General features: G+C 71.1%; 24 protein-coding genes, 1 pseudogene and 1 riboswitch. Of the genes and pseudogenes, 16 read left to right on the forward strand and 9 right to left on the reverse strand.

Features of this window, described 5'->3' with window-relative positions; translation table 11 throughout:
- Window positions 1-133: 133 nt before the first annotated feature.
- The 5 genes from ACIPPM_RS17150 to ACIPPM_RS17170 all read left to right on the forward strand — a co-directional run bounded on the left by ACIPPM_RS17150 (window position 134) and on the right by ACIPPM_RS17170 (window position 6617).
- A complete protein-coding gene (locus ACIPPM_RS17150; RefSeq protein WP_401448219.1) occupies window positions 134-1333 on the forward strand; it encodes a sensor histidine kinase in 1200 nt (399 codons plus the stop codon).
- 106 nt (window positions 1334-1439) lie between these two features.
- Window positions 1440-2759 carry a sensor histidine kinase gene (locus tag ACIPPM_RS17155; RefSeq protein ID WP_401448221.1) on the forward strand — a complete coding sequence of 440 codons (1320 nt, stop codon included), beginning with the start codon at window positions 1440-1442 and terminating at the stop codon, window positions 2757-2759.
- A 67-nt stretch (window positions 2760-2826) separates the two neighbouring features.
- Window positions 2827-3486 carry a response regulator transcription factor gene (locus ACIPPM_RS17160; RefSeq protein WP_279614292.1) on the forward strand — a complete coding sequence of 220 codons (660 nt, stop codon included), beginning with the start codon at window positions 2827-2829 and terminating at the stop codon, window positions 3484-3486.
- Window positions 3487-3637: 151 nt separating this feature from the next.
- Window positions 3638-5566 (forward strand): 2-oxoacid:acceptor oxidoreductase subunit alpha, encoded by a 1929-nt coding sequence (locus ACIPPM_RS17165; RefSeq protein ID WP_401448223.1) that lies wholly within the window; start codon window positions 3638-3640, stop codon window positions 5564-5566.
- Window positions 5559-6617, forward strand: a complete 1059-nt coding sequence (locus ACIPPM_RS17170) for a 2-oxoacid:ferredoxin oxidoreductase subunit beta (RefSeq protein ID WP_401448225.1) — start codon at window positions 5559-5561, stop codon at window positions 6615-6617. Before ACIPPM_RS17165 ends, ACIPPM_RS17170 begins: the two co-directional genes overlap by 8 nt.
- A gap of 15 nt (window positions 6618-6632) precedes the next feature.
- Here the strand turns inward: ACIPPM_RS17170 and ACIPPM_RS17175 are convergent, their stop codons facing one another.
- Window positions 6633-7031 carry a winged helix-turn-helix transcriptional regulator gene (locus ACIPPM_RS17175; RefSeq protein ID WP_401448227.1) on the reverse strand — a complete coding sequence of 133 codons (399 nt, stop codon included), beginning with the start codon at window positions 7029-7031 and terminating at the stop codon, window positions 6633-6635.
- 95 nt (window positions 7032-7126) lie between these two features.
- On the opposite strand from ACIPPM_RS17175, the gene ACIPPM_RS17180 reads away from it, so the two are divergent.
- From ACIPPM_RS17180 to ACIPPM_RS17195, 4 genes and pseudogenes are all read left to right on the forward strand, one after another.
- Window positions 7127-7990, forward strand: a complete 864-nt coding sequence (locus ACIPPM_RS17180; RefSeq protein WP_401448230.1) for an SDR family oxidoreductase — start codon at window positions 7127-7129, stop codon at window positions 7988-7990.
- A 124-nt stretch (window positions 7991-8114) separates the two neighbouring features.
- Window positions 8115-9071, forward strand: a complete 957-nt coding sequence (rarD, locus tag ACIPPM_RS17185) for an EamA family transporter RarD (protein WP_401448232.1) — start codon at window positions 8115-8117, stop codon at window positions 9069-9071.
- An 85-nt stretch (window positions 9072-9156) separates the two neighbouring features.
- Window positions 9157-9258 (forward strand): annotated as a pseudogene (locus ACIPPM_RS17190) (hypothetical protein); the annotation flags it as partial.
- A 166-nt stretch (window positions 9259-9424) separates the two neighbouring features.
- The gene (locus tag ACIPPM_RS17195; RefSeq protein ID WP_401448516.1) at window positions 9425-9505 is read left to right on the forward strand and encodes a hypothetical protein; all 81 of its coding nucleotides are present in this window, start codon (window positions 9425-9427) and stop codon (window positions 9503-9505) included.
- Between the two features lie 48 nt (window positions 9506-9553).
- On the opposite strand, the gene ACIPPM_RS17200 is transcribed toward ACIPPM_RS17195, so the two are convergent.
- Window positions 9554-9772, reverse strand: a complete 219-nt coding sequence (locus ACIPPM_RS17200; RefSeq protein WP_401448526.1) for a hypothetical protein — start codon at window positions 9770-9772, stop codon at window positions 9554-9556.
- 174 nt (window positions 9773-9946) lie between these two features.
- On the opposite strand from ACIPPM_RS17200, the gene ACIPPM_RS17205 reads away from it, so the two are divergent.
- From ACIPPM_RS17205 to ACIPPM_RS17225, 5 genes are all read left to right on the forward strand, one after another.
- On the forward strand, window positions 9947-11350 hold the full coding sequence (locus ACIPPM_RS17205; protein WP_401448234.1) for a hypothetical protein: 1404 nt from the start codon (window positions 9947-9949) through the stop codon (window positions 11348-11350).
- Window positions 11292-12185, forward strand: a complete 894-nt coding sequence (ribD, locus tag ACIPPM_RS17210) for a bifunctional diaminohydroxyphosphoribosylaminopyrimidine deaminase/5-amino-6-(5-phosphoribosylamino)uracil reductase RibD (protein WP_401448236.1) — start codon at window positions 11292-11294, stop codon at window positions 12183-12185. The genes ACIPPM_RS17205 and ribD overlap by 59 nt, the downstream gene beginning before the upstream one ends.
- 263 nt (window positions 12186-12448) lie before the next feature.
- On the forward strand, window positions 12449-13300 hold the full coding sequence (locus tag ACIPPM_RS17215) for a methyltransferase domain-containing protein (RefSeq protein ID WP_401448238.1): 852 nt from the start codon (window positions 12449-12451) through the stop codon (window positions 13298-13300).
- A gap of 102 nt (window positions 13301-13402) precedes the next feature.
- On the forward strand, window positions 13403-13876 hold the full coding sequence (locus tag ACIPPM_RS17220; protein ID WP_401448241.1) for a VOC family protein: 474 nt from the start codon (window positions 13403-13405) through the stop codon (window positions 13874-13876).
- Between the two features lie 11 nt (window positions 13877-13887).
- Window positions 13888-14274, forward strand: a complete 387-nt coding sequence (locus ACIPPM_RS17225) for a hypothetical protein (RefSeq protein WP_401448243.1) — start codon at window positions 13888-13890, stop codon at window positions 14272-14274.
- A 7-nt stretch (window positions 14275-14281) separates the two neighbouring features.
- On the opposite strand, the gene ACIPPM_RS17230 is transcribed toward ACIPPM_RS17225, so the two are convergent.
- On the reverse strand, window positions 14282-15325 hold the full coding sequence (locus ACIPPM_RS17230) for a hypothetical protein (RefSeq protein ID WP_401448245.1): 1044 nt from the start codon (window positions 15323-15325) through the stop codon (window positions 14282-14284).
- A 186-nt stretch (window positions 15326-15511) separates the two neighbouring features.
- On the opposite strand from ACIPPM_RS17230, the gene ACIPPM_RS17235 reads away from it, so the two are divergent.
- Entirely contained in the window at window positions 15512-16093 is a 582-nt protein-coding gene (locus ACIPPM_RS17235) for a flavodoxin family protein (RefSeq protein WP_401448248.1), read from the forward strand.
- Here ACIPPM_RS17235 and ACIPPM_RS17240 read toward each other — a convergent pair.
- The 4 genes from ACIPPM_RS17240 to ACIPPM_RS17255 form a co-directional block, all read right to left on the reverse strand.
- Window positions 16090-16962: an ABC transporter permease gene (locus ACIPPM_RS17240; RefSeq protein ID WP_401448250.1), complete on the reverse strand. Its 873-nt coding sequence runs from the start codon at window positions 16960-16962 to the stop codon at window positions 16090-16092. The genes ACIPPM_RS17235 and ACIPPM_RS17240 overlap by 4 nt on opposite strands.
- Entirely contained in the window at window positions 16949-17911 is a 963-nt protein-coding gene (locus tag ACIPPM_RS17245; protein WP_401448252.1) for an ABC transporter ATP-binding protein, read from the reverse strand. The genes ACIPPM_RS17240 and ACIPPM_RS17245 overlap by 14 nt, the downstream gene beginning before the upstream one ends.
- A gap of 38 nt (window positions 17912-17949) precedes the next feature.
- Window positions 17950-19155: an outer membrane lipoprotein carrier protein LolA gene (locus tag ACIPPM_RS17250; RefSeq protein WP_401448254.1), complete on the reverse strand. Its 1206-nt coding sequence runs from the start codon at window positions 19153-19155 to the stop codon at window positions 17950-17952.
- A gap of 228 nt (window positions 19156-19383) precedes the next feature.
- Window positions 19384-20394 carry a polyprenyl synthetase family protein gene (locus ACIPPM_RS17255; protein WP_401448518.1) on the reverse strand — a complete coding sequence of 337 codons (1011 nt, stop codon included), beginning with the start codon at window positions 20392-20394 and terminating at the stop codon, window positions 19384-19386.
- A gap of 548 nt (window positions 20395-20942) precedes the next feature.
- Window positions 20943-21178: riboswitch (cyclic di-AMP (ydaO/yuaA leader) on the forward strand.
- A gap of 3 nt (window positions 21179-21181) precedes the next feature.
- Between ACIPPM_RS17255 and ACIPPM_RS17260 the strand changes: the two genes are divergently transcribed.
- Entirely contained in the window at window positions 21182-21664 is a 483-nt protein-coding gene (locus ACIPPM_RS17260; RefSeq protein WP_401448256.1) for a transglycosylase SLT domain-containing protein, read from the forward strand.
- A 71-nt stretch (window positions 21665-21735) separates the two neighbouring features.
- Here ACIPPM_RS17260 and ACIPPM_RS17265 read toward each other — a convergent pair whose 3' ends face one another.
- Window positions 21736-22563, reverse strand: coding sequence for an HAD family hydrolase (locus ACIPPM_RS17265; RefSeq protein ID WP_401448259.1), 828 nt, complete (start codon window positions 22561-22563; stop codon window positions 21736-21738).
- 65 nt (window positions 22564-22628) lie between these two features.
- Complete coding sequence (locus ACIPPM_RS17270; RefSeq protein WP_401448262.1) at window positions 22629-23831, reverse strand: NAD(P)-binding domain-containing protein; 1203 nt, start codon at window positions 23829-23831, stop codon at window positions 22629-22631.
- Window positions 23832-23872 lie beyond the last annotated feature (41 nt).

The raw sequence follows: 23872 nt of genomic DNA on the forward strand, positions 1-23872 counted from the left end.
AGTCTAGGCCCTGATAAAGCGCCCGTAAGCAGGCCGTGACGCGCAGCGAGGCCGGGGGTGGGGTTTTCCCCAGGGGCCGGAAGGCGGTCCACCGCATGGCGTACGGGCCTCGGGGCACGGCAGGCTGACCGCCATGACCGCTCCCGCTCCCGCCGCCGGACCGGCCGGTGACACCGGCCGTCCGCCGCCCGCCCGGCTCGCCTTCGACGCGCACACCTGGAAGGAGATCGCGCATCTCCTGCTGAACCTGCCGCTGGCGGTGGTGGGCTTCGTCTACGCGGTCACCGTGCTGTCCGTGAGCGGGGGCCTCACCGTCACGGTACTCGGGCTGCCGCTGCTGGCGGGCTCCCTGCTGGGCGCCCGGCTGCTGGGCAGGCTGGAGCGGGCGCGGGTCCGGGCGCTGCTCGGGCTGCGGGTGCCGGAGCCGTCGCCGCTGCCGTTCGCCCGGAGCGGCAGCTTCGTGCGGCGGCTGTGGCTGGCGCTCAGCGACCCGGTGGGCTGGCGGTCGATGCTCTACGGCCTGATGCGGCTGCCCTGGGGCGTGCTGACCTTCTCCACCATGCTGGTCGCGCTCTTCGTGCTGTGGCCGGTGCTGGGTTACCTGGCGCGGGGTCTGGCGAACGTGGACCGGGCGCTGGCCCGCGCGCTGCTGGCGCCGTCGGACGAGCTGGAGCGCCGGATAGCGGAGCTGGAGTCGGACCGGGGTGTCGTCGTCGACACCGCCGCCGCCGACCTCCGCCGGATCGAACGGGACCTGCACGACGGGGCACAGGCCCGCCTGGTCAACCTCGCCATGGGACTCGGACTCGCCAAGGAAAAACTCCACCACGACCCCGAAACAGCCGCCCGCATGGTCGAAGAAGCCCACGGCGAAGCAAAAACCGCCCTCAAAGAACTCCGCGACCTCGCCCGCGGCATCCACCCCGCCATCCTCACCGACCGAGGACTCGACGCCGCCCTCTCCGCGATCGCCGCCCGCTGCACCATCCCCGTCACCCTCACCGTCGACCTCCCCACCCGACCCGCACCCGCCATCGAAGGCATCACCTACTACACCGCCAGCGAACTCCTCCAGAACATCAGCAAACACAGCCACGCCCACACCGCCACCCTCGACCTCCGGCACACCCCCCACCACCTCAAGCTCCAGGTCACGGACGACGGCATCGGCGGAGCCAACCCCGCCCACGGATCAGGACTCGCCGGACTCACCGAACGTCTCAGCGCCGTCGACGGGGTGTTCGTCGTGGACTCCCCGCCCGGCGGGCCGACGGTCATCACCGCCGAGCTGCCCTGGCGGGACCGCGACGACGAGCACAGCGCCCGGCGGTAGGGAAAACCCCCTGATCGAGACGGGGACGCACGCCATGGTCCGCACCGGGCCCCGAGCAGCAGTCTGATCAGGCAAGCCCACACGAGGAGAACGGGGAAGGACACCGATGGCCACGCACTACACGCCGTACCGGGAGGAGCGGGGCCGCCACCGCCTCCCCGCCGCGCTGCGGGCGCCGCTGGAGGCGCGGACTTGGCGGGAGCTGGGGTACGCGCTGACCGGACTGCCGGTGGCCATCGCCCTGTTCGTCTGGGCGGTCACGGTGATCTCGCTCGGCGCCGGGCTGCTGGTGACCTTCGTCGGGGTGCCGGTCCTCGCGCTGGGCCTGGTCGGCTGCCGGGGCTTCGGGTCGCTGGAGCGGGCGCGGGCCGGGGCGCTGCTGAAGGTGCGGGTGGCCGCGCCGGAGCCGCTCGAGCCCAGCGGACCGGGGCTCCTGCCCTGGCTCGGCGCGGTGCTCAAGAGCGGCTCGTCCTGGCGGCACCTGGTGTACGCGCTGGTCCACTTCCCGTGGGCGGTGTTCTCCTTCTCGCTGGCGATCAGCTTCTGGACGTACGGCTGGGCGCTGCTGACGTACCCGCTGTGGTTCTGGGTGTTCCCGATGTGGGCCGGGCAGGGCGGCATCCAGCTCTACGGGGACGACCACCACAGCGTCTACCTGGACAACCCCTTCGAGATCACCGTGACCGCGCTGATCGGGCTGGTGTTCACGCTGGTCACTCCGTGGCTGCTGCGGGGGCTCACCTCGGTGGACGGGCTGCTGGTGCGCGGGCTGCTCGGCCCCTCCCGGCTGACGGCACGCGTGGAGGAGCTGGAGTCGGACCGGGGTGTCGTCGTCGACACCGCTGCCGCCGACCTCCGCCGGATCGAACGGGACCTGCACGACGGGGCACAGGCCCGCCTGGTCAACCTCGCCATGGGACTCGGACTCGCCAAGGAAAAACTCCACCACGACCCCGAAACAGCCGCCCGCATGGTCGAAGAAGCCCACGGCGAAGCAAAAACCGCCCTCAAAGAACTCCGCGACCTCGCCCGCGGCATCCACCCCGCCATCCTCACCGACCGAGGACTCGACGCAGCCCTCTCCGCGATCGCCGCCCGCTGCACCATCCCCGTCACCCTCACCGTCGACCTCCCCACCCGACCCGCACCCGCCATCGAAGGCATCACCTACTACACCGCCAGCGAACTCCTCCAGAACATCAGCAAACACAGCCACGCCCACACCGCCACCCTCGACCTCCGGCACACCCCCCACCACCTCAAGCTCCAGGTCAAGGACGACGGCATCGGCGGAGCGGACGCCGGTCGCGGCACCGGCCTCGCGGGGCTGGCCGAACGCCTCAGCGCCGTCGACGGGGTCCTGGTGGTGGACTCGCCGCCCGGCGGACCGACCACCGTGACCGCGGAACTGCCCTGGCGCGCCTGACGAAGCTGGAATGCTGGGCCTCCTTGTCGGCAGGCGTGTGGGGGCTCGGGGAATCGTGGAGAACAAGGTGCGTGTGGTCATCGCCGAGGACTCGGTGCTGCTCAGGGAGGGGCTGACCCGGCTGCTGACCGACCTCGGTCATGAGGTGGTGGCCGGGGTCGCGGACGCGGAGGCGCTGCTCGCCACCATCGCGGAGCTGGCCGGGCGGGACGAGCTGCCGGACGTGGTGGTGGCGGACGTGCGGATGCCGCCGACGCACACCGACGAAGGGGTGCGGGCCGCCGTGGAGCTGCGCGGCCGCCATCCGGAGCTCGGGGTGCTGGTGCTGTCGCAGTACGTGGAGGAGCGGTACGCCACCGAACTGCTGGCCGGTTCCAGCCGGGGTGTCGGGTATCTGCTGAAGGACCGGGTCGCGGACGTGCGCGAGTTCGTCGCCGCGGTGGAGCGGGTCGCCTCGGGCGGTACGGCGCTGGACCCCGAGGTGGTGGCGCAGCTGCTGGGCCGCAGCCGCAAGCAGGACGTGCTGGCGGCGCTGACCCCGCGCGAGCGTGAGGTGCTGGGGCTGATGGCGGAGGGGCGGACCAACTCGGCCGTGGCCCGGCAGCTCGTGGTGAGCGACGGCGCGGTGGAGAAGCACGTCAGCAACATCTTCATGAAGCTCGGTCTGACCCCGAGCGACGGAGACCACCGGCGTGTTCTGGCGGTGCTGACCTATCTGAACTCGTGACGGCACCGAGACTGGGCGGCGCAGCAAGTCCATATAACGGGAGATACGCAGCGATCCTCGGAAGCCGACCCTAAGCGACGTAGGGTTGATCCTGGGATTGGTCCGGGGGAAGACCGCCCCCGGACGGCCGCCTCGAAGGAGGTCCAGTTCAGTGACCAGTCAGGTCAGCAGCCCAGCGGAGCAGGCCGACGAGCACGCCGTACGAGACCAGCGCAGACCGGGCGGAGCGAAGGACGTGCGGCGCCTGAACCGGGTGATCATCCGGTTCGCGGGGGACTCCGGTGACGGTATGCAGCTCACCGGGGACCGGTTCACCTCGGAGACCGCGTCCTTCGGCAACGACCTCTCCACCCTTCCCAACTTCCCCGCCGAGATCCGCGCGCCCGCCGGCACCCTGCCCGGCGTCTCCTCTTTCCAGCTCCACTTCGCCGACCACGACATCCTGACCCCGGGCGACGCGCCGAACGTGCTGGTCGCCATGAACCCGGCCGCGCTGAAGGCCAACGTCGGCGATCTGCCGCGCGGCGCCGAGATCATCGTCAACACCGACGAGTTCACCAAGCGCGCGCTGGCCAAGGTGGGGTATGCCGACTCCCCGCTGGACGACGGCTCGCTCGACGGCTATCACCTGCACCCGGTGCCGCTGACCACGCTCACGGTCGAGGCGCTGAAGGAGTTCGACCTGTCCCGCAAGGAGGCCGAGCGCAGCAAGAACATGTTCGCGCTGGGGCTGCTGAGCTGGATGTACCACCGGCCCACCGAGGCCACCGAGAAGTTCCTGACCACCAAGTTCGCCAAGAAGCCGGACATCGCGGCGGCCAACGTGGCCGCGTTCCGGGCGGGCTGGAACTTCGGCGAGACGACGGAGGACTTCGCCGTCTCCTACGAGGTGGCCCCGGCCGCGCGGGCGTTCCCGCCCGGGGTCTACCGCAACATCTCCGGGAACCTGGCCCTGGCCTACGGTCTGATCGCCGCGTCCCGGCAGGCGGATCTGCCGCTGTTCCTGGGCTCGTACCCGATCACCCCGGCCTCCGACATCCTGCACGAGCTGTCGAAGCACAAGAACTTCGGTGTGCGGACCTTCCAGGCGGAGGACGAGATCGCGGGCATCGGCGCGGCGCTGGGCGCGGCGTTCGGCGGTTCGCTCGCGGTGACGACGACGTCCGGGCCGGGGGTGGCGCTGAAGAGCGAGACGATCGGGCTGGCGGTGTCGCTGGAGCTGCCGCTGCTGGTGATCGACATCCAGCGCGGCGGGCCGTCGACGGGTCTGCCGACCAAGACCGAGCAGGCCGACCTGCTGCAGGCGATGTACGGGCGCAACGGCGAGGCGCCGGTCCCGGTGGTGGCCCCGCGCACCCCGGCCGACTGCTTCGACGCGGCGCTGGAGGCGGCTCGGATCGCGGTCACCTACCGCACCCCGGTGTTCCTGCTCTCCGACGGCTACCTGGCCAACGGCTCCGAGCCCTGGCGCATCCCGGAACTGGACGAACTCCCCGACCTCCAGGTGCAGTTCGCGCAAGGGCCGAACCACACGCTGGAGGACGGCACCGAGGTCTTCTGGCCGTACAAGCGGGACCCGCGCACGCTGGCCCGCCCTTGGGCGGTGCCGGGCACGCCGGGTCTGGAGCACCGCATCGGTGGCATCGAGAAGCAGGACGGCACGGGCAACATCTCCTACGACCCGGCCAACCACGACCTGATGGTCCGCACCCGGCAGGCCAAGATCGACGGCATCGACGTCCCCGAGATCGAGGTCGACGACCCGGACGGCGCCCGGACGCTGGTGCTCGGCTGGGGTTCGACGTACGGCCCGATCACGGCGGCGGTACGGCGGCTGCGCGCGGCGGGCGAGTCCATCGCGCAGGCGCATCTGCGGCACCTCAACCCCTTCCCGGCCAACCTCGGCGAGGTGCTGAAGGGGTACGACAAGGTGGTGGTCCCGGAGATGAACCTGGGGCAGCTGGCCACCCTGATCCGGGCGAAGTACCTGGTCGACGCCCGCTCGTTCAACCAGGTCAACGGCATGCCGTTCAAGGCGGAACAGCTCGCCACCGCGCTCAAGGAGGCCATCGATGACTGACTCCGCACGCGAGCTGCTCCAGCTGGTGCCCAAGGCCGAGGGCAAGCAGTCGATGAAGGACTTCAAGTCCGACCAGGAGGTCCGCTGGTGCCCCGGCTGCGGGGACTACGCGATCCTCGCGGCCGTGCAGGGGTTCATGCCGGAACTGGGGCTGGCACGGGAGAACATCGTCTTCGTCTCGGGCATCGGCTGCTCGTCCCGCTTCCCGTACTACATGAACACCTACGGGATGCACTCCATCCACGGCCGCGCCCCGGCCATCGCGACGGGGCTCGCGTCCTCGCGGCGGGACCTGTCGGTGTGGGTGGTCACCGGTGACGGGGACGCCCTGTCGATCGGCGGCAACCATCTGATCCACGCGCTGCGCCGCAATGTGAACCTGAAGATCCTGCTGTTCAACAACCGGATCTACGGCCTCACCAAGGGCCAGTACTCCCCGACCTCCGAACTCGGCAAGATCACCAAGTCGACGCCGATGGGGTCGCTGGACGCGCCCTTCAACCCGGTGTCGCTGGCGCTGGGCGCGGAGGCGTCGTTCGTCGCCCGGACCATCGACTCCGACCGCAAGCATCTGACCGAGGTGCTGCGGGCGGCCGCCGACCACCCGGGCACCGCGCTGATCGAGATCTACCAGAACTGCAACATCTTCAACGACGGTGCCTTCGACGCCCTCAAGGACAAGCAGCGGGCCGAGGAGGCGCTGATCCGGCTGGAGCACGGGCAGCCGGTGCGGTTCGGCGCGGACGGCTCGCGCGGTGTCGTACGGGACCGGACCGGGGATCTGACGGTGGTGACCGTGACCCCGGACAACGAGGCGGACCTGCTGGTCCACGACGCGCACGCGGCCTCCCCCACCACCGCCTTCGCGCTGTCCCGGCTGGCCGACCCGGACACCCTGCACCACACCCCGATCGGGGTGTTCCGGGCGGTGGACCGGCCGGTCTACGACAGCCTGATGTCCGAGCAGCTGGACAGCGCGGTCGAGCAGCAGGGCAAGGGCGATCTGGCCACGCTGCTGGCGGGCGGGGACAGCTGGACGGTCGTCGGCTGAGGTCTGCTTGGTGTTCTACGAGGCCCGGGAGCGTGCCTCCCGGGCCTCGTCGTATACGCGGCGGGCCTTCTCCACCTGTTCCAGCCGGTCCTCGGTCCACTGGGCCAGCGCCCTGACCTGCTCGGCGGCCTCGCGGCCGAGGTCGGTGAGGGAGTAGTCGACGCGGGGCGGGATGACCGGCTTGGCGTCCCGGTGGACCAGGCCGTCGCGCTCCAGGGTCTGGAGGGTCTGGGTGAGCATCTTCTCGCTGACCTCGCGCCCACCCCAGCGGCCGACCGCGCGCCGCAGCTCCCCGAACCGGTAGGAGCGGTCCAGCAGCTCGATGAGGACGAGCGTGCCCCAGCGGCTCGTCACATGCTCCAGCACCAGTCTTTGCGGGCACAGGGCGTCGCTGACCTCATTGCTTACCGTCATAGCAGTACCTTACTTGAAAGTGGGTACTGTCGTTTGGTTAGCGCACCTCCTAGGGTTAGTGACATACCCCGACGTTCCCCCTTAGGAGAGACCTCATGAGCATCGTCGTCACCGGAGCCACCGGACAGCTCGGCCGCCACGTCATCGCCCAGCTGCTGGAGCGGGTGCCCGCCGAGCAGATCACCGCCGTCGTACGGGACGAGGCGAAGGGTGCCGAGTTCGCCGCGCGCGGTGTGCGGCTCGCCGTCGCCGACTACAACACCCCCGAGACCTTCGACGGCCTCTTCTCGGCAGGCGACAAGGTGCTACTGATCTCGGGCAACGAGTTCGAGAAGGGCCGGGTCGCCCAGCACCAGGTCGTCATCGACGCGGCGAAGGCGGCGGGCGTGGCGCTGCTCGCGTACACCAGCGCGCCGGGCACCCTGACCGCGACGCTGGCCGACGACCACCGGGCCACGGAGCAGGCGCTGCTCGGCTCCGGGCTGCCGTACTCGCTGCTGCGCAACGGCTGGTACCACGAGAACTACACCGAGAACCTGGCCCCCGTGCTCGCCCACGACGCGGTGGTCACGGCGGCGGGCGAGGGCCGCGTCTCCTCGGCCGCCCGCGCCGACTACGCCGCCGCGGCGGTCGCCGTGCTGACCGGCGAGGGCCACGAGAACACCACGTACGAGCTGGGCGGCGACGTGGCGTGGGGCTTCGACGAGTACGCGGCCGAGCTGAGCGCGCGGACCGGGCGCACGATCACCTACCAGCCCGTCTCCGGGGAGACCCTCAAGGGCATCCTGGCGGGCGCGGGTCTGCCGGACGCGCTCGCGGAGATGCTGGTCGGCGTGGACGCGTCGATCGCGCGGGGCGAGCTGGTCGTGCCGGGCGGGGACCTGTCCCGCCTGATCGGCCGTCCCACCACCCCGCTCGCGGTGGCGGTGGAGGAGGGCCTGAAGGCGCAGCAGGGCTGAGCCGTTCCGGGTGCGCGCCGCCCCTCCCCTCTGGTCATGACCGTATGGCGATACGGGCATGACAGGCGGGGTGGGGCGGCGTTACCTTCGTTCTCGCGTGGCGGATCGCGAGAAGGAGGAGCCCGTGGCCGGGACGTCCAAGGGTGAACACCGAATAGGGCTGCTGAACGGCATCGCGGCGTACGGGATGTGGGGGCTCGTCCCCCTCTTCTGGCCGCTGCTGAAGCCCGCGGGGCCCATGGAGATCCTGGCCCACCGGATGGTGTGGTCGCTGGTCTTCGTCGGCGTCGCGCTGCTCTTCGTGCGGCGCTGGGCCTGGGCGGGCGAGCTGCTGCGTCAGCCGCGGAAGCTGGGCCTGATCGCGGTGGCCGCCGCCGTCATCACCGTGAACTGGGGCGTCTACATCTGGGCCGTGAACTCCGGTCACGTGGTGGAGGCGTCCCTCGGGTACTTCATCAATCCGCTGATGACGATCGCGCTGGGCGTGCTGCTGCTGAAGGAACGGCTGCGGCCGGTGCAGTGGGCGGCGGTCGGTGTCGGCTTCGCGGCGGTGATCGTACTGACCGTGGGGTACGGACAGCCCCCGTGGATCTCCCTCTGCCTCGCGGTCTCCTTCGCGACGTACGGCCTGGTGAAGAAGAAGGTCAACCTGGGCGGAGTGGAGTCCCTGGCCGCCGAGACGGCAATCCAGTTCCTCCCGGCCCTCGCCTACCTGATCTGGCTCGGCACCCACGGCGACCTCTCCTTCGCCACGGAGGGCCCCGCCCACGCCACCCTCCTCGCCTCCACCGGCATCGTGACGGCCCTCCCCCTGGTCTGCTTCGGCGCCGCCGCGATCCGCGTCCCCCTCTCCACCCTCGGCCTCCTCCAGTACCTGGCCCCCGTCTTCCAGTTCCTCCTGGGCATCCTCTACTTCCACGAAGCCATGCCCCCGGAGCGCTGGGCGGGCTTCGCCCTGGTCTGGCTGGCACTGGTGCTCCTGACCTGGGACGCGATGCGTTCCGCGCGCCGGGCCCGGGTGGTGGCGATGTCCCGCCGGACGGACCCGGCCGCGGCTGCGGTGGACGCGGTGGATGTCTGAGCGCCTCGCCGGACGCGGCGATTTCGACGCGGTGGTCATCAGGACCGACTACGCCGACGAGCAGGCATGGCGGGCCGTGGTGGCGATGCTGCCCGACCACGTCCACGTCGTCGACGACCTCGCGTGGTCCGGGGCGACCGTCGACGACGTCCTGCGGGCGACCCGCGACGCCGACGACCTGAGCGTCGTCTTCCTAGCGGACACCACCACGATGCGCTCCGATCCCCCCGCCCTCCTCGCTCACCACCCTGACCCCCGAGGACTGCGAGGACGCCGAGGACTACGCCCACCTGACCGAGCACGGCCCCACCTTCCGCACCACCCCGACCGGCATCCCCGACATCCACGCCAACCTGAGCCTCGGCAACCTGGGCTTCGAGGAGTACGCGGCTTGGGCGGGGGAAAGCCCGGACGGGGTCTACCGGCCGACCTGAGGCGCGGATCGCGGCGAGCACCCTGGACCGGGTGGGCAGGCGGCGGATTCATGCCCTCTTCCGCATGGCGCAGGCGAAGTGCCAGTAGGCGACCAGGGGAGCAGTGTCACGGCGGGCGAGCATCCCCCGTCGGCAGGCTTCGAGGCTCTGGATGGGCTGCCCGCAGCCGGGGCACGTCTCCCCGGTCGGCGCGTAGGTCGTGTACTCCCACTGCCGTGCGTCGGTGTCAGCACCTGCCGAACCGGCTCCGGTCGTAGTGTCGGTCACTGGCGTCAGCCTCCTGGTAATCCGCACGTGGAACGCTTCGATGGAGAGCTTCTGCCAGCGGGGAGATACCTGGGAACGACGAATGGGGAACCCCGCCTCCCTGTTTGGGGAACCCCGCCGTCGGGTGATGGCTACTGTGTCGAAGAAATCACTTCCGTCTCCGCGGGGGAGTTCATGGAAGACCGCTCGGCACAGCGCGACGGCTATGCGCTGACCATTCCTGACGCTCTCCTCCACAGCGACGTCATGCGCCGCGCCTGTGCGGAACGCGATTTCCAGGAGATCTTCCGTCTGGTCAACAGGCGCACCGGCTCCAGTTACGCGGTGATCGCGTCAGCCGTCGGCAGGATGACGACTTCACGGGTGAGCGACATCGTGCGCGGGGTGCGCGGCATTCGCGGACAGGGGGTCATGGAACGTGTGGCCGACGCGTTCGGTATTCCCGGTGCGATGCTGGGGCTTCCGGCGCGTCCCTGGGAGCGTGCTCCGAAACCGCTGAGCGACGGGCCACTGGGTGCCGACTCCCCCGACGTACTCCTGGTCACGGTGACGGTCGAGGGCCGGAGGCATGTGGTGCCCATCAGTCGGCGGACCTTGATCACCGGTGCGGCAGGGGTGGTTCTCCCTACTCTTCCGCCCACACGTGCGCGGGATTTCGCGGCCCCGAGGCGCGACGGAACGCGTATCGAGGCTGCCGTGGAACATCTGCGGGAGATGTGGCATTCGCTGGTCCGCGCCGACAACATCTTCGGTCCCGGACACGCCCTCGCTTCTGTACATCAGCAATTAGGCATTCTCGAATCCCTGCTCGAGCACGCGAAGGGGACTCAACGGCTGGAGGTACTGAGACTCGCGGCGCGATACGCGGAATCCGCCGCGTGGCTGCATGAAGACCTGGCCGATCTGCCGCAGGCCGTCACATGGACGGGCCAAGCCATGGAGTGGGCGATGGAGTCCGGCGAGGAAACCATGACGATCTGGACCTTGTTCCGCAGGAGCCAGCAGGCGACCACGCTGAAAAAGGCGGCGCAGACCATCGGACTCGCTCGAGCTGTTCAGCGTGATGCGGCCGCTCACCCCGCACCCGTGCGGGCAGCAGCTCTGCAACAGGAGGCACACGGGCACGCGTTGGGAGGTGCCGAGGTCGCCAGTCAGCGCTGCCTCGATGAAGCGCATGGGTTCGCCGCATCGCCCGAGACCAAGGGGGACGCACGGTCGGGGCATGGGGACTTCTGCACGGCGAGCTACATCGAGGTCCAACGGGCGACCTGCTGGCTCACCTTGGGCCGACCGGACCGGGCGGCGCCCCTCTTCGAGACCGGGCTCAGCAGCCTGCCGGACGCCTACCAGCGAGACCGGGGACTGGTGCAGGCTCGGCTGGCGATGGCCTACGCGGGTGTCCGGCAATACGATCAAGCCGCTGAAGCAGCGGGTGTGGCACTGGACATCGCGAACGGGACAGGCTCGAAGCGCACGCTGAACGAAGCGGTGGCCGCGGTGAATTCACTCGGAGCAGCGCATGACGCACGTGCCGTTTCCGGCCTGTTCGAGCGATTCGAGGAAGGGCGGGTTCCCTGAGGTGGAGGCGTGGGAGCTGGAGGCCATGCGGCGGGCGATCGTTGTCTCGGCTCAGGGGTTGGGGTCCGCCAGTCCCAATCCGCCCGTGGGGTGCGTGGTCCTGGATCGGGGTGGGCGGGTAGTCGGCGAGGGATTCCACCTGCGCAAGGGGGAGGCTCATGCCGAGGTCAACGCGCTTGCGGTGGCTGGTGACAGGGCGCTCGGTGGGACTGCCGTGGTCACCCTGGAGCCGTGTAATCACTATGGGCGTACTCCACCGTGCCGGGAGGCGTTGATCGAGGCGGGGGTGGCACGCGTCGTCATCGCCGTGATGGACCCGACCTCGCGTGGGGAAGGTGGGGCCGCGCTGCTGCGGGAGGCCGGGGTGGAGGTCGAGCAGGGGGTGCTCGCGGAGGAAGCCCTGCTGGTGCTTGGGCCTTGGCTGGCTTCACTGACCCTTGAGCGGCCGTTCATCACGTGGCTCCAAGGGCCGGACAGTGAGGCCCTGTCCACTGAGGCCGATCTGCTGCGGCAGTCACACGATCTCGTGGTGCGGGCCGGGGGCCATGTCGAGGAGGGGCGGCGGGGGAGCCATGGGGCCGGGGCCTTTCGGGTTCCGGACCGTCCGCTGGAGGGCGATGCCGGGCACGTGCTGAGGGTGCTCGGCGAAACGGGCGCGCGCTCCGTGCTGGTCATGGGGGACGCCGCTGTGCCGCACCTCGCACAACGCGCCGACCGGTTGATCCGGTACCTGCCGTTCGCGGCAACCTCGCAGGCGCCGCTGCCCCCGGGTTACCGGCTCAGTGAGGTCACGCGGGGTGTGGCCTACGCACGTGTGGTCGGGCTACGCATCTAGATCGTGTCTCCCCACTCCTATTGCGCACGGACACCTGAAGGTCTCCGCCGTACTCCTAGACTGACGACGTGGCATTCATGAGCACCCCGCACTGCTGCTTCCTGTGATGGGAAGGCGCTGAGGGCGACGCCGGACGGCGTCGCCCTCCTGGCTGTGCCTGCCACGCGAACCGCGTCCCGATGTTGCCCGTTCCTTTCTCCGGCAGTGACGCTCTGACTGCGCAGGCACGATCCCTTCCCTTCACCCCTTGCCAGGAGTGCCTCGTGCCTGTGCCGCTTCCCCCTGCCCTCGATCTCTCCCTCGACCTGCTGCGTTGCCCGACATGCCGTACCCGCCGACTGCACCCCGACCACGGTGCACTGCGTTGCCCGGTGGGCCATACCTTCGACATCGCCCGGCACGGCTATGCCGGCCTGCTGACGGGCACCCGCGCCATCAGTGGCGATGACACGGCCATGGTTCAGGCCCGGGAACGGTTTCTGTCCACCGGCGCCTACGCGCCCATCCGCGAAGTCGGGGCCCGCCTGGCGGCCGCTGCTGTGTCCGAGCACGGCACGGTGGTGGACGTGGGGTGCGGCACGGGCTACTACCTGGCCGGCGTACTCGACCAGCTGGCCGGCGCCCGCGGTCTGGGGCTGGACACATCGGTGCGCGCACTGCGCTCGGCAGCCCGTACCCACGACCGAGCTGCCGCGGTGGCCTGGGACGTCTTCCGTCCTTTTCCGCTGGCCGACGAGGCGGCCGATGTCGTGCTGAACGTGTTCGCCCCCCGAAACCCGACCGAATTCCACCGCGTCCTGCGCCCAACCGGTCGACTGATCGTGATTCGGCCCACCGGTCGGCACCTGGCCGAGCTGCGTAGCCAGATGCCTGCAATGGTCACGATCGACCCGACCAAGGAACAGCGCCTGCACCGAGCGCTCAACCCTCTCTTCGAGGCCCTCGTCACCGAGCAGGTGGAGTACTCCGTCCCCTTGACCAAGCTGGATGCCCTGGATCTGGCTGGGATGACGCCGAGTGCACGCCACATGAGCCCTGCAGACCTCGACGATGGCGGCGTCCCGCTCGATCAGGTCACTGTCTCCGTGCTGGCCACCGCCTACCGACCCCGGTGACCACGAGCGGGTCGACGTGACCATCACGAGAGACACGACCTAGGCGCGCGGAAGTGGGGTAACTCGCCATGTGGGACGGGCGGCGGCCCTATAAAGGGCTGCATGACGACTTCTTCATCGCGGTCCGAGCCGCTGCACTGGAAGGTTGTGGTCGACGCGGTCGACCCGCATGCGCAGGCCGACTTCTGGGGTGCCGCGCTGCACTATGAGCCCGAGGACAACAGTGCGTTGATCGAGCGGCTGTTGGCGGTGGGGGCGTTGGCCGGGGAGGCGACCGTGGAGTATCACGGGCGGCCGGCGTTCCGGGATCTGGTGGCGGTGCGGCATCCCGATGACCCGTACGACCCGGAGATGGGGACCGGGCTGGGGCGGCGGGTGTTGTTTCAGCGGGTGCCGGAGGCGAAGGGTGGGAAGAACCGGCTGCATCTCGATCTGCACGCCGGTCCGGAGCGGCGGAAGGACGAGGTGGCGCGGCTGACCGCGCTGGGGGCGACCGTGCTGCGTGAGGTCAGTGAGCCCGGGGGGTCGTGGACCGTACTGGCCGACCCCGAGGGGAACGAGTTCTGCGTCCAGTAGTAGACAGGGGCATGACCATCCGTGAGTTCCTGAGACCCGTCCTGGCCGTCGCCCTGCTGGCCTCGCTCAGCGCCTGCGCCGGGGCGTCCGCACCGGACCCCCGGCCGACGGCCACGTCGGCCACCCCTGCCCGCTCGAAGTCCGCCAACCCCCAGCCGGTCACCGCCACCATGATGGACATCATCGGCGGCAACGCCGGGCGTGCCGTCGAGCAGATGGGCCCCGACACCGAGGTGACCCTCAAGGACGTGAGCGGGAAGGGGCGTTCGGTGGACGACCCGACGGAGTGGAAGATCTGCCGGACCCGGCCGGGGCCGAATCAGCAGATCACCGACTACCCCGTGATCCTCGGCGTGGTGCGGGTCGCGGAGAGCTGCGAGGGCACGGCCCTGAAGTGAGCCGACCTCACGCGTCGGCCGCCGCCGCGCGGGCGGTCAGCCGGGTCATCCGGGTGTGGGCCGACTCCAGGGGGCGGGGGTCGGCGGCGGCCGGACCGGGCTTCGCCGCGAGCGCGGTCCAAACCTCGATCAGGTCCCGGCCCATCCGGAGCGCCTGCTCCGCGTCGCCCACCGAGCGCCAGGCGGTCGCCGCGCTGCGTACGTTGCCGTAGGCCGCCGCCGGGTCGCCCGACTCGGCGCGCTTGCGGGCCAGGTCCAGCGAGAGGTCGAAGGCGCGGGCCGGGTCACCGGTCAAGTACGCGATGTACGCGCACAGTTCGCGCAGATGCAGCACCTCGGGGTGCCGGGGGCCCAGCACGCCGGACGCGTCGGCCACCGCCCGGCTCGCCAGTTCGGCGGCCCGCTCGACCTCTCCGTCCCGTACGGCGTCCCCGACGCGTCCCAGCGCCGTCGTCCACACCTCGGCCCCGTCGGGCGTCTCCGCCACGGGGGCCTCCGCGAGCATCTCCTCCGCGATGGCGTCGAAGCGGCTCGGCGGGATGGGCTCGGGGTCCGGCTGGGGGGCGGCCTCCGGGGTCGGCTCGGGGCCGAGGACGAGTTCGGGTCCCGGCTCGGGAGCGGGCGCGGCCTCAGGTCCCGAACCGGGCTTCTGCTTCTTGTAGTTGATGGTCCGGTGCTTCGTGGTCCCGGGTATCCGCCCCGCCGTGGGCGCACCCCCCATGACCGGCGGCGGCCCGAAGACCCCCCGGGGCGGCTGCACGGTCCCCGGCGCCGCGGGCAGCCGGGTCGGGGTGCCCGTCACCCGGGTCGCGCCGTCGGGCGAGATCTCCAGCGGGACCAGGCAGCCCGCCGCGTCGTCGTGGATGGTGGCCCGTATCGGCGTGCCGTGGGCCGTGGCCAGGTGCTGGAGGTGGCTGAGCACGGCGTCGTGGATGTCCTCGTCCGGAGCCGGGAGGACCGGGGTGCCCGCGACCGACGCCGCGCCGGTGGCCGAGACGCGGACCTGGACCGTCCGGTCCCCGCGCCGCTTCTCGAAGCTCAGTCGGGACATCCGATTTTCCCCCACTCCCCTGGCGCCGCTTTCCGGTCGTACGCCTCCTGATGACCAGTCTCGCCGTCCGCCGCGCTTCGCGGGTCACCACGACGTCACAGCCTCGCACCAGCCACCCTTGCGGGAAGATGGTTGCATGTGCATAAGATGCATGCGGATTAAACTTCTCTCGTCCCTGGGGTCCTCATGAGCCGTCGTTTTCTCTTCGTCCTGGGCAGCGCCCGCACCGAGGGCAACACCGAGTTCCTCGCCCGCGCCGCCGCCGAGCAGCTGCCCGAGGGCGTCGAGCAGGAGTGGATCAGGCTGGCCGGGCTGCCGCTGCCCGAGGCCGAGGACCTGCGGCACGACAGCGACCACGTACGCCCCGCCGCCGACACCCCCGCCGGGATGCTGCTGGAGGCCACGCTCGCCGCCACGGACATCGTGATCGCCTCGCCGCTGTACTGGTACTCCCTCTCCAGCCTCACCAAGCGGTACCTGGACCACTGGTCGGGCTGGCTGCGCATTCCCGAGGTCGGCTTCAAGGACGCGATGGCCGGCCGGACCCTGTGGGGCGTGACCGCGCTCGCGGACCGGGACCCCTCGGTCGCCGAGCCCCTGATCGGCAGCCTGAACAACTCGGCCGCCTACCTGAAGATGCGCTTCGGCGGGGTGCTGCTGGGCAACGGCAGCGGCCCCGGCGACGTACGGAACGACACCGAGGCACTGACCCGCGCGAAGACCTTCTTCACGGGCGAGACCCCCCTCGCCCGCTTCCCCAACGGCTAGGCCGTGATGTCCTTCGCCGAGAACCGCGCCCACGCCGCCGTGCCGAAGACCGCCGCGTAGATCCCCTGGAGGACCAGGTTGCGGCGGAGGTCGTCCCAGAGGACCGGGTCACGCTGGAGGTCGGCGAAGGACAGCCAGTAGTGGGAGAACAGGTACGGCTGGATGGCGTGCAGCTGGGGGATCTGGTCGAGGATCTGGACCGTGATCAGCAGCCCCACGGTGGTGGCCATCGCCGCGATCCCGCTGTTGGTCAGCGTCGACACGAACAGCCCGAGCGCCGCCACCCCGATCAGCGAGGCCGCCACGGCCAGGGCGATCAGCAGCGCCCGGAGCAGGCCCTCGCCGAAGCCGATCCGGGTGCCGGAGATGGTCGTGACCTCGCCGAGCGGGAACAGCAGCGCGCCCACGGCCAGCGCGGACACCGCGACGACCAGGGTGGCCAGCAGGCAGAAGGCCAGCACGGTCGCGTACTTGGTCAGCAGCAGCCGGGTCCGGCCCGCCGGGGCGACCAGCAGATAGCGCAGCGTGCCCGCGCCCGCCTCCCCCGCCACCGCGTCCCCGGCGATCACCCCGACCGCCATCGGCAGGAAGAACGGCAGGGTCGCCGCGAGCGCGGTGAAGACCAGGAACAGGCCGTTGTTGGTGACCTGCGCGATGAAGGCGGGCCCCCCGCCGCCCCGGTCCGGGTCCCCGCCGCCGCCCGTCTCGACCCGCACCGCGATCCCGATCAGCACCGGCACCGCCGCCAGCACCGCGAGCAGCACCAAAGTGCGCCAGCGGCGCAGGGTGGTCACCAGCTCGCTGCGCAGCAGCCCGAAGGTCCACAGCGGCCGGGGCACGGCGGGGTACGTGGTCTCAGCCCGCGACATCGAAGCCCTCTCCGGTCAGTGCCACGAACGCGTCCTCCAGCGAGGCCCGTTCCAGCGTGAACCCCCGTACCCGCACGCCTGCCGCGACCAGGGCCGCGTTCACTTCGGCGAGGTCGCGGGCGGGCGGTTCCCCGGTGACCGTCTCGCCGGTCACCGCGAGGTCGGTGACGCCCTGCTCCTTGAGCACCCGGGCCGCGTCGGCCGGGTCCGGGGTGGTCACGGCGAGCCTGCCGCGCGCCCCGGCGGACAGGTCGGCCACCGCGCCCTGGATCACCAGGCGGCCGCGGGCCATCACCGCCGCGTGGGTGCAGACCTGCTCGATCTCGTCGAGGAGGTGGGAGGAGAGGAAGACGGTGGTGCCGTCGGCGGCCAGTTCGCGGATCAGGCCGCGGATCTCGCGCATGCCCTGCGGGTCGAGACCGTTGGTGGGCTCGTCCAGCACGAGCAGACGGCGCGGCCGGAGCAGGGCGGCGGCCAGACCGAGGCGCTGCTTCATGCCGAGCGAGTACGCCTTCGCCTTCTTGCCCCCGGCCGCGGCGAGCCCCACCCGCTCCAGCGCGGCGGCGGTGCGGGCGCGCCGGGTGCGGGGGTCGGCGGCCGGGTCGGCGGCGTCGTAGCGCAGCAGGTTGTCCCGGCCGGAGAGGAAGCCGTAGAGCGCGGGGCCCTCGATGAGGGCGCCGACCTCGGGCAGTACGGTCCGGGTGGCGCCCGGCATGGGGCGGCCCAGGACGTGTGCGGTGCCCGAGGTCGGGTCGATCAGGCCCATCAGCATGCGGATGGTGGTGGTCTTGCCGGAGCCGTTGGGGCCGAGGAAGCCGAAGACGCTGCCCGCCGGGACGGTCAGGTCCAGACCGTCCACGGCGAGCTGTCCGCCCCGGAACCGCTTGGTGAGGCCGCGCGTGGCGATGACCGGCGCGGCCTCGCCTCCGGTGGCGGACGGTGGCTCCATCGGTCCCCTTCGGATGTCGGGCGGCTGAAGCGGGCGGGCTACTTGTCCGCGTCGGCCGCCTTGACCAGGGCGTCCTTGGTGACGGCGCCCGCGTAGACCTTGCCGTCGTCGGTGATCAGGGCGTTGACCAGGCGGGTGGAGAAGACGGTGCCCTTGCCGAAGTCGCCGGAGACCGGGTCGCCCAGCGAGCCGAGGAAGCCACCCATCGCGCCGCCGCCCTGCTGGGAGGTCTTGTCGCCCTTGGCGCCGGTGTCGAACTTGGCGATGGTGGTCCAGCCCTCGCCGATGGTGTCGGCGCCGCTCAGGTCGCCCGGCGCGAACTGCCCGCCGAAGTCGGGGGCGTGCTCCCGCCGGTCGTCCTTGCCGGGCTTCTCCTCGGTGACCTTCGCGCCCTTGGGCGGGCGGAAGTCGAAGGTGGAGGCGGGCGGCGCGGCGAAGGAGACCTTGGTGAAGCCCGCGTCGAGGACGGGGGCGCCGCCGCTCTTCGGGGCGAGGGTGAACTTCAGCGGCAGCCCGGTCTTGGCGTCGACGCCGATGGTGACGTCCCGGACGGTGGAACCGGCCTGCTTGGGCTTGATCACCAGCTGGTAGGCGTCGCGGCCGGCGATCCGGGTGGTGCCGTCGACGGTGACCGAGGTGGTGTCGTCGACCGACTTCAGGGCCTCCTTGGCGAAGTCGTCGGGCGTGGCGGACGGCTGGTGGCCGCGCTTGTCGCCCTTCTCGCCGGAGTGCTGGTCGGTGGTGTGGAAGACCTCGTTGCTCGCGCTGTCGTAGCCCCACACGTCCTTGGCGTTGTGGATGAGGCTGTACTCGGCGTCGCGCTCCAGCAGCGAGACCTTCTGCTTCTCGGGGCCGTCGGCGGCCACCCGCAGGGTGTGGGTGCCGGAGGTCAGCTCGGTGAGCTTGGTCCGCGGGTCGGCGGAGGAACCGTCGCCGTCCTGGCCGGAGCCCATGGTGCCCTGGAGGCTGCCGAGGTCGGGCAGGCCGAGGTCGGTGCTGACCTTGACGGTGCCGGACATCCGCTGGACGTCGGACTTGGCGATCTTCTCGACGAGCTGCTGCGCGGTGATCTTCGGCAGGTCCGGGTCGCCGGAGGCGGCGAGCGCCGGGACCAGTCCGATGGTGGCGGCCGCGACACCCACCACCGCGACGGGCACGACGTACCGGGCGGCCTTGCGGCGGCCGGTACGCGGGTCCTCGTCGGGGCCGGTGCCGGTCACGTGGTCGGATTCGTACGGTGCCATGTCTGCCTTACCTCCGTCGTCGGCGGCGGCTGCGCTCTATGGGTTCCACCTGAGCCGCCATTCTCACCCGGATCGGTGAGGAGTGGTGGTTTCCCTGGTTCCCATCACACCAACTCGGCAGTCCTACGGCGTCAGCCCACGGAGCCAACTCGGCGTACACCTGCGGTATGACGTACGCACCGGGCGCCCGCACCGACCCGTAGGGGTCGCACGAGCGCCCATGGAGTGCTAGCCCGCCCGGTGCACCACGGCGTCGCACAGCTCGATCAGCGCCGACTTGGCGGTGCAGTCCTTCAGCGGGGCGAGGGCCGCGCGGGCCTCCTCCGCGTACCGCACCGCGTCACGGCGGGCCTGGTCCAGCGCGGGGTGGGCGCGCAGCGCGGTGAGCGCCTCGGCGAGCCGGGCGTCGTCGGTGAGGTCGGAGTCCAGCAGCTCGCACAGCGCGAGGTCGGCGGGGTCGCCGAGCCGGGCGGCGCGCTCGCGCAGCCGCAGCACGGGCAGCGTCGGGACGCCCTCGCGCAGGTCGGTGCCGGGGGTCTTGCCGGACTCGTCGGAGTCGGAGGCGATGTCCAGCACGTCGTCGGCGAGCTGGAAGGCGACACCGAGGCGCTCGCCGTACTGGGTGAGCACGTCGATGACGCTCTCGTCGGCGCCGGACATCATGGCGCCGAACCGGCAGGACACGGCGACCAAGGAGCCGGTCTTGCCGGAGAGCACGTCGAGGTAGTGCTCGACGGGGTCGCGGCCGTCCTGGGGACCCGCGGTCTCCAGTATCTGGCCGGTGACGAGGCGCTCGAAGGCGAGGGCCTGGACGCGGACGGCCTCGGGGCCGAGATCGGCGAGTATCTGCGTGGCGCGGGCGAAGAGGAAGTCACCGGTGAGCACCGCGACGGAGTTGCCCCAGCGGGTGTTGGCGCTGTCCACGCCGCGCCGCACGGCCGCCTCGTCCATGACGTCGTCGTGGTAGAGCGTGGCCAGGTGGGTCAGCTCGACGACGACGGCGGAGGGCACGATGCGCGGGGCGTGCCGGTCGCCGAACTGGGCGGACAGCAGCACGAGCAGCGGACGGAACCGCTTGCCCCCGGCCCGCACCAGATGCTGGGCGGAGCCGGTGATGAAGGGGACCTCGCTCTTGGTGGCCTCTAGCAGGCCCGCCTCGACAGCCGCCAGTCCGGCCTGGACATCGGCTTCCAGTGCCTGGTCCCGCACGCTCAGCCCGAACGGCCCGACGACGGTCACGAGGTTCTCCTGTCTGCTGGTGTCTGCTGGCGACTTCACGGCTTGTCGATAGGTCGCTGCCATCAGTCAAGTCAGCGTATCCGGTCCTCTTTGGATCACCGATCGCACCCACCGGTCCAGCTCACGAGGTATCGGTTTTCGTCCGTCATGTCCTGGATGGGCGGACAAGAGTCGATATGAGGGGAGTCGGTCGGACGATCCGGCACTCCGAGGTGCATGCCGGTCCAACGAACGGGAGTGCCCCAGAGGTTCCGCTCCCGGGGGACCGACACTCCCTAAAACCCACAGACGGCCCAAATCCACATAATCCCCCATGTCTGATTTTGCGTATTTTGCGATTCCGTGAGTTGGCTCACGCGGGCCACCCCCTCGCACCTACCCCCACGAACCCGCCTCTCACCCCCTTCTTACCGTGCCCGGTACGGAAGTTGGGGATTGGCGACCGCAAAGGATCAAGTGGGCCATTTGGGACAGATCAAGGTCAACTAGTACTTCGGGTGAATCCGGTACTTGTTCCGGACATGTGCGGTCGCATACGTTCCCGCCCTGTCAGGCGAACGCCGAATCCTGCCGCGCCTGACACACCCACTCACGAACTCATTCGTACGGCAGGAGCGGGGGACCCAGGTAAGCCGCCGGACCGGTGCGACCCATGTCGCGCCGGAACGGCTCGGGGTGAAGCCGAAATCGTCCCCGGTGTCCGACGGGCACCGGGGACGACGCGGCCGGGCACCTCCCCGCCCGAACCCGACAGCTCACCTCGCAGGCGACGGAGAGGAACTTCGACATGTCTGCTGTTGCTCAGCCGCGCCGTGCCCGCACCAAGCGCATCGTCCGCACGCTCGCCGTCACCGGTACCGGTGCCGCGATGTTCGCGCTCCCCCTCATCGGCGCCACCAGCGCCTCCGCCGCCCCGGCCGCCAAGCCCGCCGCCGCCTCCGCCGTGTACCCGAACAACCTCGACGGCTGGATCCGCCAGTCCCTGGCGATCATGGCCGAGAAGGGCATCCCGGGCACCTACAACGGCATCCACCGCAACGTGATGCGCGAGTCCTCGGGCAACCCGCTGGCCATCAACAACTGGGACATCAACGCCATCAAGGGCACCCCGTCCAAGGGCCTGCTCCAGGTGATCGACCCCACCTTCGCCACCTACCACGTGGCCGGCACCTCCTTCGACCCGTACAACCCGGTCGCCAACATCACCGCCGCCTGCAACTACGCGTTCCACCGCTACGGCTCGATCGACAACGTCAACGGCCCGTACTAGAAGGACCGGCCGCACGGCCTTCGCACCGCGCCCCCGTCGCACGCCTCGCGCGTACGGCGGGGGCCTCGGCGTCAGGGGGCGTAGAGCCGCTCCAGGACGACGGCCACCCCGTCGTCCTCGTTGGAGAGGGTGACCTCGTCGGCCACCGCCTTCAGCTCCGGGTGGGCGCCCGCCATGGCGACGCCGTGCGCCGCCCACTGGAACATCGGGATGTCGTTCGGCATGTCACCGAAGGCCACCGTGTCCCGGCGGGCGAGGCCCAGGTGCTCGGCGGCCAGCGCGAGACCGGTCGCCTTGGTGATCCCGCACGGCTGCAGCTCGACCGTGCCGGGGCCCGACATGGTGACCGTGGCCAGCGAGCCGACGACCGCGCGGGCCGTGGCCGCCAGTTCGTCGTCGGACAGGCCGGGGTGGCGCAGCAGCACCTTGCTGATCGGCGCGCGCCACAGCTCCGCGCGCCGCTCCACCCGTACGGCGGGCAGGGTCGGGTGCGGCATCCGGTAGCCGGGCTCGATCAGGGTGAGCCCGTCCACGCCGTCCTGGTCGACGGCCGCGTGCACCTGGCCCACCTCCGCCTCGATCTTGCCGAGCGCGGTCTCGGCCAGCTCCCGGTCGAGCTGGACCGACCACAGCAGGGTGCCGGTGGCGTCGTCGTAGACCTGGGCGCCCTGCGCGCACACCGCGAGCCCCGCACCGCCGAGCGCGGCCAGCAGGGGGCGTACGCGGGGCGCGGGACGGCCCGTGACCACCAGGTGCCGGGCACCGGCGCGGGCCGCCCCCGCGAGCGCGGCGAGCGACCTGGCGGAGACCGTGTCGTCGCCGCGCAGCAGCGTCCCGTCCAGGTCGGTGGCGATGAGCGCGGGACGGGAGAGCGGGGCGGGAAGGAGGGGTGCGGCCATGATCAGAGAATACGGACCGCGGGTCCCCCCGACTCACCCCGCGCGCACCGGAGTTGACGTCCCGCTCAGCTCCGCGCGCCGTGTGCCGCCGCCAGGTGCTTCGCCAGTCGCGGGGAGGCGAATTCCGTACCGCACACGAAGCGCATCACCGGCCCGTACGACGCCGCCGCGGGCAGTCCGGTGAAGTACAGGCCGGGCAGCGAGGAGACGTAGCCGGGGCCGAGGCGCGGGGCGCCCCGGGTGGCCGCGAGGCCGGTGCGCAGGCCGGGGCCGAGGAAGTCCAGCGCGCCCAGGTCGACCCGATAGCCGGTGGCCGCGATGACGTGGTCGGCGGTGAGCCGGTCGGTGCGCCCGCCGTGGGTACGCACGGTCAGCACCGGCGCGCCGTCCACCGCCTCGGCGGACACCACCCGCGCCACCTCCGTCACCCGCACCCGGCCCTCGAAGCGGTCCCGCAGCCACCAGGCGCCGAGCGGACCGAGCACCCGGCGGACCAGCAGGTGCCGGGTGGCCTCGGGCAGGTAGCGGTAGGGGTCGGCGTGGTAGCTGAGCGCCCACAGCGACCAGGCGCGGCCGAACGGCGACTCGGGCCGGAACCGGGGCTGCTTCCAGGGCGGCGCGCCGAAGGCGACCTTCCCCCGGCCGCGCGAGACGACCCGGACGCGCGCGCCCGCCTCGGCGGCCAGGGCGGCGGTCTCCAGCGCGGACTGTCCGGCGCCGACCACGATCAGCTCCTTGCCCGCGAACCGGCCGAGGTCGTGGTGCTGGGAGCTGTGCGAGACCAGCGCGGGCCCGCCCAGCGCCGCCCCGGCCAGCTCGGCGGGCAGGTGGGCGAAGCCGGTGAGACCGGTGGCGACCACCACGGCACGGGCGGCGAACTGCTCCCCCGAGTCGAGCTTCAGCTCGAACCCGCCGGGCCGCCCCCGCTCCACCGACACCACCCGGACCTGCTCCAGGTCCGGCACCAGCCGCTGCCGGAACCACTCCCCGTAGGCGATGAAGGTCTCCGCCGGGACGATGTCCTCGTCGGTGACCAGGCGCCGGACGCCCGCCGCGTCGCAGTAGTCGGCGAGGGTGTGGCCGGGCTGCGGGCAGTCGAAGTTCGAGGCGGCCGGGGTGGATTTCAGCAGCATCCCCTCCGGCATGTGCGCGCGCCAGCTGACCATGGGGTCACCGAAGACGCGTACGGGGATGCCGCGCGCCCGCAGATGGGCGGCGGTGGACAGGCCGTACGGCCCGGCCCCGATGACTGCAACCGGTCGGATCACGAAGTCCCTCCCAGGACGCGGTGCGCCACGTGCGTGGCCTT

Source organism: Streptomyces sp. NPDC090119 (assembly GCF_044747085.1).
In the GTDB taxonomy this organism is placed as follows: Bacteria; Actinomycetota; Actinomycetes; order Streptomycetales; family Streptomycetaceae; genus Streptomyces.

Coding starts and splice junctions, on each gene's coding strand:
- ACIPPM_RS17150 (WP_401448219.1), top strand. CDS start 134: ATGACCGCTCCCGCTCCCGCCGCCGGACCGGCCGGTGACACCGGCCGT.
- ACIPPM_RS17180 (WP_401448230.1), top strand. CDS start 7,127: ATGAGCATCGTCGTCACCGGAGCCACCGGACAGCTCGGCCGCCACGTC.
- ACIPPM_RS17265 (WP_401448259.1), bottom strand. CDS start 22,563: ATGGCCGCACCCCTCCTTCCCGCCCCGCTCTCCCGTCCCGCGCTCATC.
- ACIPPM_RS17155 (WP_401448221.1), top strand. CDS start 1,440: ATGGCCACGCACTACACGCCGTACCGGGAGGAGCGGGGCCGCCACCGC.
- ACIPPM_RS17230 (WP_401448245.1), bottom strand. CDS start 15,325: ATGTCCCGACTGAGCTTCGAGAAGCGGCGCGGGGACCGGACGGTCCAG.
- ACIPPM_RS17260 (WP_401448256.1), top strand. CDS start 21,182: ATGTCTGCTGTTGCTCAGCCGCGCCGTGCCCGCACCAAGCGCATCGTC.
- ACIPPM_RS17250 (WP_401448254.1), bottom strand. CDS start 19,155: ATGGCACCGTACGAATCCGACCACGTGACCGGCACCGGCCCCGACGAG.
- ACIPPM_RS17205 (WP_401448234.1), top strand. CDS start 9,947: ATGGAAGACCGCTCGGCACAGCGCGACGGCTATGCGCTGACCATTCCT.
- ACIPPM_RS17170 (WP_401448225.1), top strand. CDS start 5,559: ATGACTGACTCCGCACGCGAGCTGCTCCAGCTGGTGCCCAAGGCCGAG.
- ACIPPM_RS17245 (WP_401448252.1), bottom strand. CDS start 17,911: ATGGAGCCACCGTCCGCCACCGGAGGCGAGGCCGCGCCGGTCATCGCC.
- ACIPPM_RS17175 (WP_401448227.1), bottom strand. CDS start 7,031: ATGACGGTAAGCAATGAGGTCAGCGACGCCCTGTGCCCGCAAAGACTG.
- ACIPPM_RS17220 (WP_401448241.1), top strand. CDS start 13,403: ATGACGACTTCTTCATCGCGGTCCGAGCCGCTGCACTGGAAGGTTGTG.
- ACIPPM_RS17240 (WP_401448250.1), bottom strand. CDS start 16,962: ATGTCGCGGGCTGAGACCACGTACCCCGCCGTGCCCCGGCCGCTGTGG.
- ACIPPM_RS17225 (WP_401448243.1), top strand. CDS start 13,888: ATGACCATCCGTGAGTTCCTGAGACCCGTCCTGGCCGTCGCCCTGCTG.
- ribD (WP_401448236.1), top strand. CDS start 11,292: ATGACGCACGTGCCGTTTCCGGCCTGTTCGAGCGATTCGAGGAAGGGC.
- ACIPPM_RS17235 (WP_401448248.1), top strand. CDS start 15,512: ATGAGCCGTCGTTTTCTCTTCGTCCTGGGCAGCGCCCGCACCGAGGGC.